The sequence below is a fragment of the Vibrio kasasachensis genome, assembly GCF_050337565.1.
Lineage (GTDB): Bacteria > Pseudomonadota > Gammaproteobacteria > Enterobacterales > Vibrionaceae > Vibrio > Vibrio kasasachensis.
The window spans coordinates 33,501-47,605 of the sequence record NZ_JAKJTB010000017.1; the positions used below are offsets into that span (position 1 = coordinate 33,501).

The window sequence follows — 14,105 nt, forward strand, 5'->3', positions numbered from 1 at the left end:
TATGAATTTGAGACCGGAATTGGTACTTAAAGGGCTTTGGTCTCAGTTATGCCCTATACCCAAGTCACCTCAAGATGCTTAGTTCAGCGAGAGTTGTTAGGTTTGCAGGCAAGGCGTCGATTTGCAAATCTAGTCGCTCTAAATTAAGAATCGATAACGTAATCTGCGAACCTAACAAACTCGCCCTTCGGGAGCCTGTCACTGGAACCATTTTTTCGTCAAACAACTCGGAAATAGATGGCTATTCCACGTCGTTATTTTCCTTAAACTGGTACCAGTGACAAGGCTCTGAATCCTGCATCTTGAAGTCACTTGGGTATAAACTAAATTTCTCTCATTGCTTTGTATGTACTAACCGAAAGTGGATTAAGTAAATAGTCCAACGGAGTTTGCTTATTGAGCAAAATCATGACTTCAGCTGGCATTCCGGGATGTAATGTGACCTGTTTCAGACGCGCCAGATCTTCTTGATTGAGTTTGATTTGCGCTAAGTACGCTGATGATCCGGAAGCTTGATCTGTAATGCGGTCTGCCGAAATATGTACTAGTTTCCCTCTAACTGGCGGGGTGCGCCTGAAGTTGTATGCTGTTAAGCGAACTTCTGTATCGAGCCCAATATGCACTACATCAATATCTTCTGGTTGCACAAGCGCTTCAACTACGAGCTGATCTTGTTGGGGCACAATTTCCATGATTTTTTCGCCAGCGCTGATCACTGATTGTTTAGAGAAAATCGCTAAGCCAACCACCACGCCTGATTGAGGGGCGCGTATCTCAATCCGTGTTAGAACTTGTTGTGCTTCGATCATGGCTTCGTCAGTTTCACGAATCGATTTTTCGAGTTGTTGTATTTCTTCACCAAGCTGCTTGGCATAATCGAAATCGGCGTTGCTGTCTTGTAGTTCAGCTTCTGAAATTGAGCGATGTGCGCGATGAATTTTTGACTCGAGTTCAGCCAAATTACCGTTTAACTTGGTGTACTCTCGTTTCAAATCAAGCATTTTAGACTTCGATGTGTTGCCTGTTTTCAACAAGGTTTCATGCATCTCTAATTGCTCGGTTAAATAAACCAGAGCTTGTTGGTCTGCTTGATAACGTTTTTTTAACCCTTGCAAATCAAGGTGTGCTTGCGCCGTTTTACCATCCAAAACTTTATCTTCACCATCACGCAGAGAGCGACGTTTCGTGAATAGTTGATTTTGCGTCTCTAGAACATTTTGTACGTGGGTATCAGATTCAAATTCAAGTAAATGTTTATCAAAAGAGATGCTTTTCTTCCCGAGTAATTCTGCGTGAAGTCGATTCAGGCGTGCAGTTTCACTTTGCCATTTTGCTCTTAACCCAAATAGTTGTGCTTGTGCTCTAGAGGAATTTAGAGTGATAAGTAATTGACCTTGTTCAACAAATTGACCGTCGGCAACATGAATGCTTTCAACGATGCCACCTTCTAAATGTTGGATTGGCTTTCTTTTTGATTCGACGATAATGACACCGGGCGCAATAGCGGCACTGCTAAGTTTTGCCACCGATGCCCATATGAGAAAGACTCCGAACATTAATAGCACACTACCGAAGGCAAGTTTCAGAGCTAAGCCAGTAGCGAAAGAGAGATGGCGCTTATCATGGTAATGAATACCTTGTTCATCTATAGAGTGGAACTGCCTATCTGCCATTGGATGCCGCCTGTTTTATATTGTGTACTTTTACTGCTTGATCCGCTTTATAAGCGGTGATGATTTCACCATTTTCGAGTTGAACAACCCAATCAACGTGTGCAATCAGCTCTTTATTGTGTGAAACCATGACCACTGCAACCTTGTCTTTACGGAGTTGTTCAAGTAGAGCCTGCAAGGCTGTTAGTCTTTCGTTGTCTAGATTGGCGTCAGCTTCATCAAGGACTAGAATCTTTGGGCAATAGTAGAGTGCTCTAGCGATGGCGATCCCTTTTTCCAATCCGGCCGAGAGAGGGAGCCCATTCCTACCGATGATGGTGTTGTACCCATCGGGAAGTTTAATAATATCTTGATGGATGCCAATTGAGTTTGCCGCTGCGATGACTTGAGAATCCGTTAACTGTGGCTCAAAATGGGCAATGTTTTGTTTGATTGAACCCGTTACAAAGTCGATGCGCTGAGGGACATAACCTAAAACGTATTTCAGTTGGTTTGGGTTCCATTGAGGCAAGCGAGCACCATCAATGTTCACATTGCCTGAACTAGGCTGATACAGATTTACCAGTAATTTGCACAACACTGATTTACCACTACCGCTTGACCCCATCAGCATCACACGATTACCTGCTTCGAGCTTAAAGCGAAGATTTTTTAGTAATGGCAACTTCGCCTTAGGTGGATACCAAGATAAGCTATCAATGTGCAAACAGCCTTTTACTTCGCTAAAGTCGGTTGTGTTCTGTGATTGTTCTAATGTAGAAAAGTACTGGGACAAGCGTGAATTAGCCTCCATCGCACTGCGCCAACCTTGCAATGTACTTGGTAACTGTTCTAGTGGTTGTAAGGCGCGAGACATGAGTATTGAACCTGCAATAATCCCACCTGCGGTCATGCTGTTCCCTATAACCAACCATGCGCCAATACCCATGATCGCCATTTGCAAAGTAAAGCGTAAGCATTTAGCGATAGCAGTGAGAGTGCTGGAAGTGAGACCTAGTTGTAAATCGTGCCAGACTCGTTCTGCGGTTAGGTGTTGGAACTGGGCTCGTAACCCTTCGGTTAAATATTGTGCCTTTACGGATTCAGTGTGATTGCTGGCTTGATCGCTGGCATTCTTGCAAGCGCTATTCATTACTTGCGCTTCGGTTGTTTGGTTGGCTTTTGCTTTGTGGATGAAAAGTGCTAACCCAGTAACTAAAGTAATTGCGGATAACCCGACGATGCCAACGATGGGGTGCAATATAAACATTACGCTAAGGAAAATGGGCGTCCAAATGATGTCGAATGGGAGAGAAAAAGCAGGGGAAATCATAAATGATTTTACCTCTTTCACATCTCGTAGCGTCGCGTTGGTTGAGCTGTAAGCCGATGCTGCAAATAACTGCCCAGAGAGCAATGCATCGAGTTTGGCTGATTTGATATGTAAGTAGCGATTTTTTAAAATATCGAGTGCAGCTTGAATAAAGAGCAGAAAAAAAACAATGCCACTGATTAGAAATAGTGTATCAAGGCTTCGGCTCGTCAGAACACGATCAAATACCTGTAGACTATATATTGGAACTACCAATATTAAAATATTGAGGAAAAAACCAGCAAAAATTAGGCTAGATATGATTTTTTTATTGAAAGGTGTTATTTCATTCCAGTGGCTTTTATTGATATCCATATCTGTCTAATTGATATTATTAAGAGTTGACGCAATCCTAACATTCAATTATCTCGAGAGGCGATAGTCGGTTTGAAACTGGTTGAATACATCTTGGTTGTGCTTTGGGTTTTTGTGTTTAAAAACATTGAATTACAATGGCTTTCTTATATGTAAGAAAGCCATTAAATAGATTTATAAATTAAAGCTAGACCATATAGGCGCGTGATCGGATGGTTTTTCTATTGCTCGCAATTCGTAATCGATATCTGATTCAATACACTTACTTGCAAGTGAAGGTGTTGCAAGGACGACATCAATGCGAAGACCACGATTGTCATCAAATCCCCGCGAGCGATAATCAAACCATGAGAACTTGTCATTTACATCGGGATGAATAGATCGGAACGTATCGATGAAGCCCCAATCTAATAATTTCTTCAACCACTCACGCTCTTCTGGTTGGAATGAGCATTTGCCACTTTTTAACCAACGTTTCTTATTTACTTCACCGATACCGATATCTAAATCTAAAGGACTAATATTAATATCACCCATTACAATAATATTATCACCATTGTCATGATGATCGTTTAAATATTGCATGAGGTCCTTATAAAACGCTTTTTTATAAGGGTATTTGGTTTCATGGTTAATATTCTCTCCTTGAGGGAAATAGCCATTTAGTACGGTAACTTTTTCACCTTGAGAGTTTTCGAATGTCGCCATGATCATTCTTTTCTGATGATCTTCATTGTCAGTAGGAAATCCCTTCTGAACGGAAAGCGGTTCTTGTTTGCAAAGCATTGCAACACCGTAATGCGCTTTTTGTCCATGGAAGTAGACTTTGTATCCCATTGCTTCAACGTCTTCGAGCGGAAACGCTTCATCATGCACTTTGATTTCTTGTAAACCAATGACATCCGGTTGATGTTTGTCGATGAGTGCTTTTAATTGGTGAAGACGGGCTCTTAGACCATTGATATTAAATGAAACTACCTTCATTGATGTTCCTCTGCTTAGTCGAATGACTCACTTTCTTTTTTTACCAAGTTACGTCTGCGGTTGAGATAGTAACTCGATAGATAAACCTATTGATTTTCCAGCTTAGCTTCAAGATCGTTTTGTACGATTTTTAATGCAGCAAGTGCAACTTTGGGATCAACCTTGTTGTTTTCTAGCAGATAGATGAGGTCCACTGCTAATTTTATTTCATCAGGAGCGTTTTCAAGGCTTGAAGCAGGGGAGGTCATGTTATTGGTGTCTCTCTCTATAGGTGATTTGATTTTCCAACTTGATTTTAGCACTACGGCAACGTTCGAGCCGTTGCTCGGTGACTAAAAGCGCTTGTTGAGCTTGTTGTTGGGCAAATGGGGAGGCGTTTTCCAAATCTATTTGCTTATCTCGTACCAATTCCATTAACCGTCTTTCCCATTCTTGATGTTGGGCTAGCTCTTGATATAGAGCGTTAATTGGTTTTTGGAAGTGGCGGTAGTGCTTAGGTTCTCTTTTGCGAATAGATTGAGTGGCAAGTTCTCGTTGAATTGCACTAATCTGTGAAAAAAGACGCTCTGAAAGATATTCGGCTCGTAAGGAGGTCAACCTACCGCTGTCTTGCTCACGCATCAGGGTATTGAGTGTTGCGCTGGCTTCTTTAACACACGGCGCCAACAAGCGAGTGCTGTTATGGAAAAGGTGTGCATCAAATAACGCTTGATGATGTTCTCCTCTTGATCTATCCAATTGAGCTGCTTGAATAGCCATTTGTTCAAGAGTGCTAACAAGTTGTTTAAGTTGACTCATATAGTGATAAACCATGCTTCATAGGCAAGTTTCACTGCCAAAACGCTGACGACAGTAACAAAAATAGGGCGTATAAAATTGGCGCCAAAACGAATCGCGGAATGCGCGCCGACAAATGCACCAGCCATCAAGCAGATACCCATCGTTAAACCTAGCACCCAATCAATATGCCCTAGAATAGCAAAGGTAATGAGAGAAGTAATATTACTGGTAAAATTCATTGCTTTGGCAACGCCCGACGCCAACAAAATATTGAGTCGATAAAGTGCCATTGTACTGACTGTCCAAAAAGCGCCAGTACCGGGTCCAGCGACGCCATCATAGAAACCGAGAATAGAGCCCTGAACAAACTGCTTTTTGTGAAACGATGAGCTAGGTGGTGGAAGTTCATTGCTGCTGTTTTTGGGTGTTTTGTGCCATACCGAATAAACTGCGGCAGCAAGAATAACCAAAGGTAACGCTTTTTCTAACCACTCGGTGCTTATCCAATTAACCACGAGCGTGCCAAGCGTAGCGCTTATCAATGTGGCAATAAATGCTCTTCCCCAACATTGGGGTTTGAAAAGGCGCTTTTTATAATAGGTAAACGCCGCAGTAGATGAAGCAAAGGTGGCCGCGAGTTTGTTCGTTCCCAGTGCAATATGTGGAGGCAAGCCGAGAGAGAGTAACGCTGGGACGGTTAACATACCGCCCCCACCGGCAACGGCATCAATAAATCCAGCAACAAAAGCGACCAGCGCGAGCACCAACAATACGGTTGGTTCTAACATTTCCATTAATTATTCTTCTATTTTTACGGCTATTCTACGCCGCTTGGTCAGTTAATTATTCGATAATACGCTTAAAAGGTGGCAGTGAGTCGAGTAGCGAACTGCCATATCGCTTTGTCACAAGTCGACGATCCAGAATGGTGACTGTACCAGAATCACGTTCGTTTCGCAGTAAGCGTCCTACGGATTGGATCAGTTTTTTACTCGCTTCAGGAACAGTGATCTGCATAAATGGGTTGCCGCCTTTATGTTCAATATACTCGGCATGCGCTTGTTCTACGGGTGAACTTGGCACACCAAAAGGAATCTTGGTGATGATCAAATTCTCTAGTAGTTCTCCTGGCAGATCTAAGCCTTCAGAGAAGCTGCCAGTGCCAAATAGAACACTGGTTTTTTGACATTGAACCAGCGTTTTATGTTTATTTAGAATTTCATAGCGAGATTTTTTGCCTTGAACCTGTAGCGTCCAACCTTTTTTGATAAAAAGAGACTCAACTGCATCGGCAACTTGGTTCATTTGCCAGTAAGAAGAGAATAAAACTAAGTTGGCTTGTTTGTCTTTAATTTGATTAGGCAAAATATCGATAAGATATTCCGTAAACTCTTTTGCTTGCGGCTCATACTTCATCTTTGGTATGCGCAATTCGGCGTGGTTTTGATAATCAAACGGTGAAGCAAGGGCTAAAAAGCGTGTTCCATCCTCAGCTTTCTCACTGATGCCAGCTTGTCGGCAGAAAAAACTAAATGAGTTAAGTGCGCGCATGGTTGCTGAAACCAGTACTGCACCTAAACAACGGCTCCAGATTTGTTGGTCTAGCTGCCAACCTACTTCAAGAGGTGAAACGTTGACGCTAAAGTCGCCTTCACGTTCAGTATCTATTTTTAACCATCTCGCCAGCGGAGCGCCTTTCTCTCTTGGTGGCTCAGCCATTAGTCGCCATACTTGTGCGAGGTTATCCATTCGTTGAATATAGAAACCTAATTCAGCCAGTGCGGGCTCCGCAAGGCGCGAGCTTAGTTCGCCGTCTTTTACTCGCTCGGCAATTAAATCGGCTATTTTGGCTGTTGCTTGCGCGCCTTTTTGCGATAGTTTTTTGAGTTCTTTCGATTCATTAAACAACCAATCCGGCAGATCGCCATGTTCAAATCGGTAGATCCCTTCGCTGAAGTGAGTGGTATCAAAGCGTGATGCAAGCTGCGTTAAAGATGGAATGAGTTGTTGCACAGAATCTTGCAATTCATTGCGAAAACGCCCGACACGCTTTTCATCAGCTAAGTTGGCAAACTTCGACACTGATTGGTTAAGCCTTTCTAGCCATGAAGCGGCGCCTTTTAAGCTTGCTGCTGCGGATGAGTGATCGCGAGCAACATGTGGTAGATGATGCGCTTCATCAAACACATAAATGGTGTTTTCAGGTTCAGGTAATATAACCCCACCGCCTAAATCAGCATCCGCCATGACCAAACTGTGGTTGGCAATGATGACGTCGGCTTTATCTAGTTCAGAACGCGCTTTTTGAAATGGACAGCCACGATGTGAAGGCATGCTGTTGTTGCAGCTATGTTTGTCACTGACAATTAACTGCCATATTCCGTCATCAATCGGTTTTGGCCATGAATCTCGATCGCCATCCCATTTACCTTGCGTTAGCGATCTATGCATGGTTTCGAGCAATTCAATATCCTTGCGCTTCGGCTTGCTTTCAAATAGTGGTGTTTGTTGCCCTTCGCTACTACCCGCACTCGCCAATTTTTCTCCGCAGCAGTATCTTTGTCGACCTTTCGCCAGCAAAAAAGAAAAATTCAGATCGGTAATTCGTCTAAATAGAGGTAAATCTTTATTAATCAGTTGTTCTTGCAGGGCGACAGTGGCAGTTGAAATGACAACTTTACGCTGGCTTAGAAAAGCAACAGGAACGACCGCCATCAGATAGGCAAGTGATTTACCGATGCCGGTTCCCGCTTCAGCTACGATGATTCGATTCTTGTTGTGGTATTCACCACATAAGGTTTTGGTGATTTCGGCAACAAGGTAATTTTGAGCTCTGCGGGGAACGAAGTTATCGAGTTGAGCTTGCAGATTTTGGTAACTGCTGCGAATTGATTGTTGAATTTTACTGTTGGTCATATCGGCGCCTTACTAACGGAAAGCGATATTAGCACACTTCCTTAACTGTTATGTAGTTCACGAAACCGGATGCTTTTTTGATAAAAATAGACATGCCTCACAAAAAAAAGTTGAACCTTCAATGAGTTAGAAAAAAGTCTAAATATGTAAAATAAAACACCATCAAAAGGCTACCTTACCAGTGTTTTCTTCTGCAATTTTTTATTTATTACGCTCAATTTAGTATTAATATCTTGCTATGCGATGCATTTCACGTATTGATTAAACTATCATAGTGGTTAGAAGTTAGTCGAAATTGGTAATGCAAATCATGTAACAACTTGATTTATATGGTTTTTATGTTTTTTTTGTTGATCTTTTTATAAGATTTGACAGTTTTGGTGAACTTCTGCAATCTAGCATCGAAATTTGAAAGCGGCGGTGTCAAGCCACAGTGCTTGAAGCACCTCCAAAAAAATAAAAGGGATCCAAAAAGGAATCCCTAAATCTAAGAAAAGGCAGTGGATTAACTATGAAAAAGACTCTAGTAGCTCTTTCAGTACTTGCAGCAGCGACGTCTGTGCAAGCAATCGAACTTTACAACCAAGACGGCGTTACTGTTGGTCTACACGGTGACATCGAAGTTGTTTACATGAACACAGTTTCTGAAAGCTCTATGAAGCAAGAAATCCAAGACGCGGATTTTGGCTTTGATGTTCGTTACGCAGTAAACGACGAGTATTCTATCGGTGCATACTGGGAGTTTGACGGTTCTAAGCACACTAACGCTGAAGAAACCAAAAACGGTGATACTTACGTAGCGCTTTACACTAAGACTTACGGTTCTATCAAGTTCGGTCGTCTATGTACTGCAGTTGATGACCTAGGTATCGGTTCTGATTACCAATACGGTATCAAAACTTACCTAGATAACGAGACTAACGAGTGTGCAGACGAAGGTGTTCGTTACGATTACGACAACGGTACTTTCTACACGACTCTTGGCTACGTTCAAGATAAGCTAGCAACTACACAAACTAACGATGTTAACGACGCTGGTACAGATACTAACTACATGGATGGTCGTATTGGTTACCGTGTAGCTGACTTAGATCTATCTGCATTCTACTCAAATACTGATGTAGACAAAGTGTACCAAGCAGCTCAAGGTGCTAATGCTATTGATGATCACTCAGGTTACGGCTTTGAAGTTCGTTTCGCTGGTATCGAAAATGTTAACCTAGCAGCGGCTTACTACGCGACTTCATCTGATGCAGACAACGAAGACAACAATGTTGTTGCAGTGGCTGCTGACTACACTATGGACAAGTGGGTATTTGCTGCTGGTTACTCTGTTGGTGACCACGATGTAGAAGCAAATGACCAAGACAACTGGTTCCTAAACGCTGGTTACGGCATTGCTCCTAACACTACAGTTTACGCTGAAATTGGTGGTGAAGAGAAAGACAATGTTGACACAGATACTGCTCTAGCTATCGGTGTTAAAGCTGAATTCTAATTGAATTTTAGCTAATATATGTAGAAAGCCACCCTTGGGTGGCTTTTTCTAGTTATGAAGTAGATACATAATTTCTCAAGGAGCATCCTTTGAAAACGAAACAACTCATTGCCCTCGCTACTGCGATGCTTGCATTGCCTTTAAGTGCCGCAGAGCTAAGTGCTCAAAAAGGTATTTCCATTCTATTAATTAATGGACAAATAGCGGAAGAGAAATTGGGTAGCAACTCAGTTGATGAGGGCTTCACGCAAGCGATTGTTAAATTAGATAGTAAATTAGGTCACGGTGCTAGCGCAGAGATCTTTGAATCTAAGCCATACATTGTTAACTTCGATGGTAAAGGCTCGGAGTTTGAAATTAAGTTACCTCGATTTAACAGTGCTGCAGAAGCAAGAAACGCTTTCGAAAAACCAGCTCCAGGCTGGCAAGTCCTAGTTGATGGTCGCCAGGTTGAAGTCAAACAAGAAATGTTGCCAGGCAAGAAAGGTTTTATGCCATATGCAGGCATGGAAAGTTTGCTTGCTGAGCACAATAAACAAAATGGCATCTACTTCAAAAACGGTCAATTGCTTGATAAGCCAGTGGCTGTTGAAGCGGCTATGGTTAGCACAGTGGCTACTGCCGGCAAAGTTGCAACCAATACTGCGGCTGCTGAAGTAACTAAAGCGACTAAAAATGTAGAGCAGCTTAAAGCTTGGTATCTACAAGCCGATAAGCAAGAGCGTAAAGAATTCCGTCGTTGGATGATTGACCAAGAGTAATCATCGAGCATATGCCCGTCATACTTGAAGTTGCAGCGGTGTTGGCTGTGTGTTCGTGCCCCCCAATCACATAGTTCACCTATGCTCAGGGGACTTTCTTACTTGCCGCCTACCTGAACCTTCAAGTTTCTTGGGTATAGATTGGAAAGGGTTGGCAGTGCCAGCCCTTTTGCTATTTAACCATACGACAAGAGCTATCTCACGGTCATTTTATTGAAAACAAGCTGGGGTATTCAACGCACTTTCAATTGCCGCGACGAGCTTTTCAATATGGTGGGGCTGACTAATAAAAGGTGGCATCATATATATCAGTTTGCCAAATGGTCGAATCCATACACCTTGCTTTACAAAGTGATCTTGAATCACCGCCATATTCACAGCACATTTTGCTTCAACAACACCAATCGCTCCTAACCAACGCACAGTTTCAACTAGCGGATGTTGTTCTAATCTTGGTAGCAACTGGGAAAATTGGGTTTCAATCGCTTTAGTTTGTGCCTGCCATTCGTTGCGCTCCAATATTTCCATACTGGCGGTGGCAACCGCGCAAGCTAATGGGTTACCCATAAAAGTAGGACCGTGCATAAAGCATCCTGCTTCACCACCACAAACCGTATTGGCGACATGAGTACTGGTTAACGTCGCCGATAGCGTCATATACCCACCAGTAATGGCTTTGCCTAAACATAAAATGTCAGGTTCAACATTGGCATGTTGATAAGCAAACAGCTTACCAGTTCGCCCAAAGCCGGTGGCGATTTCATCTAGGATCAACAGCACATTATATTGATCACAGAGCCTGCGAACGCCTTTCAAAAACTCAGGGTGATAAATGCGCATTCCACCAGCGCCTTGCACGATCGGCTCTAGAATAACTGCCGCGATATCTTGATAGTTTGCTTTGATCTTGCTGGCAAAATCGTCGAGACCCCTAGGATCCCAAGGCTGATCAAATGGCGTGTTGGGTGAGTTGGCAAAAATGTGTTCAGGTAGAAAGCCTTTATACAGTGAGTGCATTGAGTTATCAGGATCGGTAACAGACATGGCTGCAAAAGTGTCGCCATGATACCCATCCCTTAGGGTGAGAAATTTCGAGCGTTTTTCGCCTCGCGCATGCCAATACTGCAACGCCATTTTTAAACTCACTTCAACTGCTACTGATCCGGAATCGGCAAGAAAGACATGCTGAAGGGAGTCGCAGGTCATATCGATCAGTTTTTTGCACAAGTTAATTGCAGGAGCGTGGGTGAGCCCACCAAACATAACGTGGGAAACATCATCAATTTGTTGGTGTGCTGCGCTATTTAAATGCGGATGATTATAGCCATGAATCGCGGCCCACCAAGAAGACATTCCATCAATTAGCTCTTCGCCAGATTCAAGGAAAATAGAAACACCAGCAGCACGCTCTACTGGGTAGCAAGGCAGTGGACTTAAGGTAGAGGTATACGGGTGCCAAATGTGTTGGCGATCAAAAACTAGATCCATGACTGCTCGCTATGGGTTAAAAAATAACCAATCGTAAACTTTTAATTTTCTTTATTGTTGACAGTCTACCGTGTGGCTTTAGACTAGCCAAGAGCAAAAATAAAAATCCACCTCGCTTTGGGTCATCACCCTGCATGGATCACAAATAAGGAAGACACGTGGAAGTACGTCATAACTGGACAGTTGGTGAAGTGAACCAATTGATGCAAAAACCGTTTATGGATCTGTTATTCGAAGCGCAATTAGTACATAGAAAATTCCAGCAGCACAATTATGTACAAGTGAGCACATTACTTTCGATTAAAACCGGTGCTTGTCCTGAAGATTGTAAATATTGCCCGCAAAGTGCACGTTATACCACTGACATAGATAAAGAACGTTTGATGGAAGTTGAACGAGTACTCGATGCCGCGAATAAAGCAAAGACGGCGGGTTCGACCCGATTTTGTATGGGAGCTGCATGGAAAAACCCTAAGCAGCGTGATATGCCTCACTTAACTCAGATGATCCAAGGGGTTAAAGAGTTGGGTTTAGAAACCTGTATGACATTGGGCATGTTGACGCCAGATCAAGCAACTCAACTGGCTGATGCAGGTTTAGATTACTACAACCACAATCTTGATACCTCCCCAGAGTTCTACGGCAATATTATTACCACACGTACTTATCAAGACCGCTTAGATACCTTGTCACATGTGCGTGATGCAGGGATGAAAATTTGTTCTGGTGGCATTATCGGTATGGGTGAGAGCGCCAACGACCGTGCGGGTTTATTAGTCGAATTGGCAAATCTGCCGACTCATCCAGAAAGTGTACCAATTAACATGTTGGTTAAAGTGAAAGGGACGCCACTAGAGGATGCGGAAGATGTCGAGTCATTTGATTTTATTCGTTTGATAGCGATTGCGCGTATCATGATGCCGATGTCGGCTGTTCGTCTTTCTGCTGGTCGAGAAAACATGAACGAGCAGATGCAAACACTTTGCTTTATGGCGGGTGCCAATTCGGTGTTCTATGGCTGTAAGTTGTTGACCACGCCAAACCCGTCTGAAGATAAAGATATGCAGCTGTTTAGCAAGCTTGGCATAAACAGCCAACAAGTATCTCAGCGTCCGGATGAAATAGAGGAAAATGAACTGCTTGATCGAGTAGTAGAACGCGTGTCAGCTCGCCCCGGTAAAGACGATCTTTTCTATGACGCAACAGTTTAGTCAAAGGATTGCGTCAAGCCTTGAGCTTCGTAAGCGGCAAGGGTTACATCGCCAACTATCTGCGGTGAGTAACGGCAATACAACATCGCTGCGTAAGTACAATCAAGAGTTTGTTAACTTTTCTAGTAATGATTATCTTGGGTTAGCGGCAGATAAAAGCTTAGCCAAGGCGTGGCAGAAAGGTATCGACATATATGGTAACGGTAGCGGTGCCTCTCCCTTGGTCACGGGGTTTAGCTATGCCCATCAAGCGTTAGAAGAAAGATTATGTACTTGGCTTGGTTACTCTCGGGCTATTTTGTTCAGTTCTGGTTTTTCAGCCAATCAAGCCATGTTGTTCGCGCTGATGGAAAAACAAGATTTGCTCTTACAAGATAAGCTTAACCACGCCTCGTTGATTGAAGCTGGTTTGCTTTGTCCTGCGAGTATGAAGCGCTTTCATCACAATGATATTAGTCATCTCGAAAACCAGATAGCTGGCAATACCTTGGTTGTCACAGAAGGCGTTTTCAGTATGGATGGTGATTTATCCCCGCTGGCTGATATTGCTAAAGCCACACAAGGTAAAGCTTGGCTGGCGGTTGATGATGCTCACGGAATAGGTGTTTTAGGCGAAGAAGGGAAAGGAAGTTGCCAGCGTGCAGGCATTAAACCTCAGCTGCTAGTGGTGACTTTTGGTAAAGCCTTTGGTTTGTCTGGCGCCGCGATTATGTGTGATGAGATGACAGGTGAATACCTCACTCAGTTTGCTCGCCATCATGTTTATTCAACGGCGATACCACCATCTCAAGCTCATGCATTAAATGAGGCTGTAAATATAATTGCCTCACAGCAATGGCGTAGAGATAAGCTTTTTGAACTCTATCACTATTATGATCAGCAATTGGGTACGCTACCGGGTTATCAATATACACAAACGCCTATCAAACCAGTTGTTGTTGGTGATGCTGCTCAGTCCATTCAATTGGCAAGTGATTTGAAGCAAAAGGGGCTATGGCTTACTGCTATTCGCCCACCGACGGTGGCTAAAGGTAAAGCAAGATTACGAATTACGTTAACCACTAACCATACGAAACAGCAAGTCGAACAACTTGCGACAGAACTTCATTCGTTGATCGAGGGTTAACT

At 43.1% G+C, this 14,105-nt stretch carries 12 protein-coding genes; 4 read left to right on the forward strand and 8 right to left on the reverse strand.

Annotation, left to right across the window (positions count from 1 at the left end):
• Positions 1-323: 323 nt before the first annotated feature.
• From L4C38_RS14410 to dinG, 7 genes are all read right to left on the reverse strand, one after another.
• The gene (locus tag L4C38_RS14410) at positions 324-1,673 is read right to left on the reverse strand and encodes an HlyD family type I secretion periplasmic adaptor subunit (protein WP_428798256.1); all 1,350 of its coding nucleotides are present in this window, start codon (positions 1,671-1,673) and stop codon (positions 324-326) included.
• Positions 1,663-3,339 (reverse strand): type I secretion system permease/ATPase, encoded by a 1,677-nt coding sequence (locus tag L4C38_RS14415; RefSeq protein ID WP_428798257.1) that lies wholly within the window; start codon positions 3,337-3,339, stop codon positions 1,663-1,665. The genes L4C38_RS14410 and L4C38_RS14415 overlap by 11 nt, the downstream gene beginning before the upstream one ends.
• Before the next feature lie 174 nt (positions 3,340-3,513).
• Positions 3,514-4,323, reverse strand: a complete 810-nt coding sequence (gene xthA / locus L4C38_RS14420) for an exodeoxyribonuclease III (RefSeq protein WP_428798258.1) — start codon at positions 4,321-4,323, stop codon at positions 3,514-3,516.
• A gap of 86 nt (positions 4,324-4,409) precedes the next feature.
• Complete coding sequence (gene rsmS / locus L4C38_RS14425; protein ID WP_428798259.1) at positions 4,410-4,571, reverse strand: pleiotropic regulatory protein RsmS; 162 nt, start codon at positions 4,569-4,571, stop codon at positions 4,410-4,412.
• A 1-nt stretch (position 4,572) separates the two neighbouring features.
• Positions 4,573-5,121 carry a primosomal replication protein gene (locus L4C38_RS14430; RefSeq protein WP_428798260.1) on the reverse strand — a complete coding sequence of 183 codons (549 nt, stop codon included), beginning with the start codon at positions 5,119-5,121 and terminating at the stop codon, positions 4,573-4,575.
• Positions 5,118-5,897: a sulfite exporter TauE/SafE family protein gene (locus L4C38_RS14435; protein WP_428798261.1), complete on the reverse strand. Its 780-nt coding sequence runs from the start codon at positions 5,895-5,897 to the stop codon at positions 5,118-5,120. The genes L4C38_RS14430 and L4C38_RS14435 overlap by 4 nt, the downstream gene beginning before the upstream one ends.
• Positions 5,898-5,946: 49 nt before the next feature.
• The gene (dinG, locus tag L4C38_RS14440) at positions 5,947-8,019 is read right to left on the reverse strand and encodes an ATP-dependent DNA helicase DinG (RefSeq protein ID WP_428798262.1); all 2,073 of its coding nucleotides are present in this window, start codon (positions 8,017-8,019) and stop codon (positions 5,947-5,949) included.
• A gap of 511 nt (positions 8,020-8,530) precedes the next feature.
• On the opposite strand from dinG, the gene L4C38_RS14445 reads away from it, so the two are divergent.
• Together L4C38_RS14445 and L4C38_RS14450 are read left to right on the forward strand one after the other, a co-directional pair.
• A complete protein-coding gene (locus L4C38_RS14445) occupies positions 8,531-9,517 on the forward strand; it encodes a porin (protein ID WP_428798263.1) in 987 nt (328 codons plus the stop codon).
• An 89-nt stretch (positions 9,518-9,606) separates the two neighbouring features.
• Positions 9,607-10,278: a YccT family protein gene (locus L4C38_RS14450; protein WP_428798264.1), complete on the forward strand. Its 672-nt coding sequence runs from the start codon at positions 9,607-9,609 to the stop codon at positions 10,276-10,278.
• 210 nt (positions 10,279-10,488) lie between these two features.
• Here L4C38_RS14450 and bioA read toward each other — a convergent pair whose 3' ends face one another.
• A complete protein-coding gene (gene bioA, locus L4C38_RS14455) occupies positions 10,489-11,766 on the reverse strand; it encodes an adenosylmethionine--8-amino-7-oxononanoate transaminase (protein WP_428798265.1) in 1,278 nt (425 codons plus the stop codon).
• 158 nt (positions 11,767-11,924) lie between these two features.
• On the opposite strand from bioA, the gene bioB reads away from it, so the two are divergent.
• Both bioB and bioF read left to right on the forward strand, forming a co-directional pair.
• Entirely contained in the window at positions 11,925-12,977 is a 1,053-nt protein-coding gene (gene bioB, locus L4C38_RS14460) for a biotin synthase BioB (protein WP_428798266.1), read from the forward strand.
• Positions 12,961-14,103: an 8-amino-7-oxononanoate synthase gene (gene bioF, locus L4C38_RS14465; RefSeq protein ID WP_428798267.1), complete on the forward strand. Its 1,143-nt coding sequence runs from the start codon at positions 12,961-12,963 to the stop codon at positions 14,101-14,103. The genes bioB and bioF overlap by 17 nt, the downstream gene beginning before the upstream one ends.
• Positions 14,104-14,105: the final 2 nt, after the last annotated feature.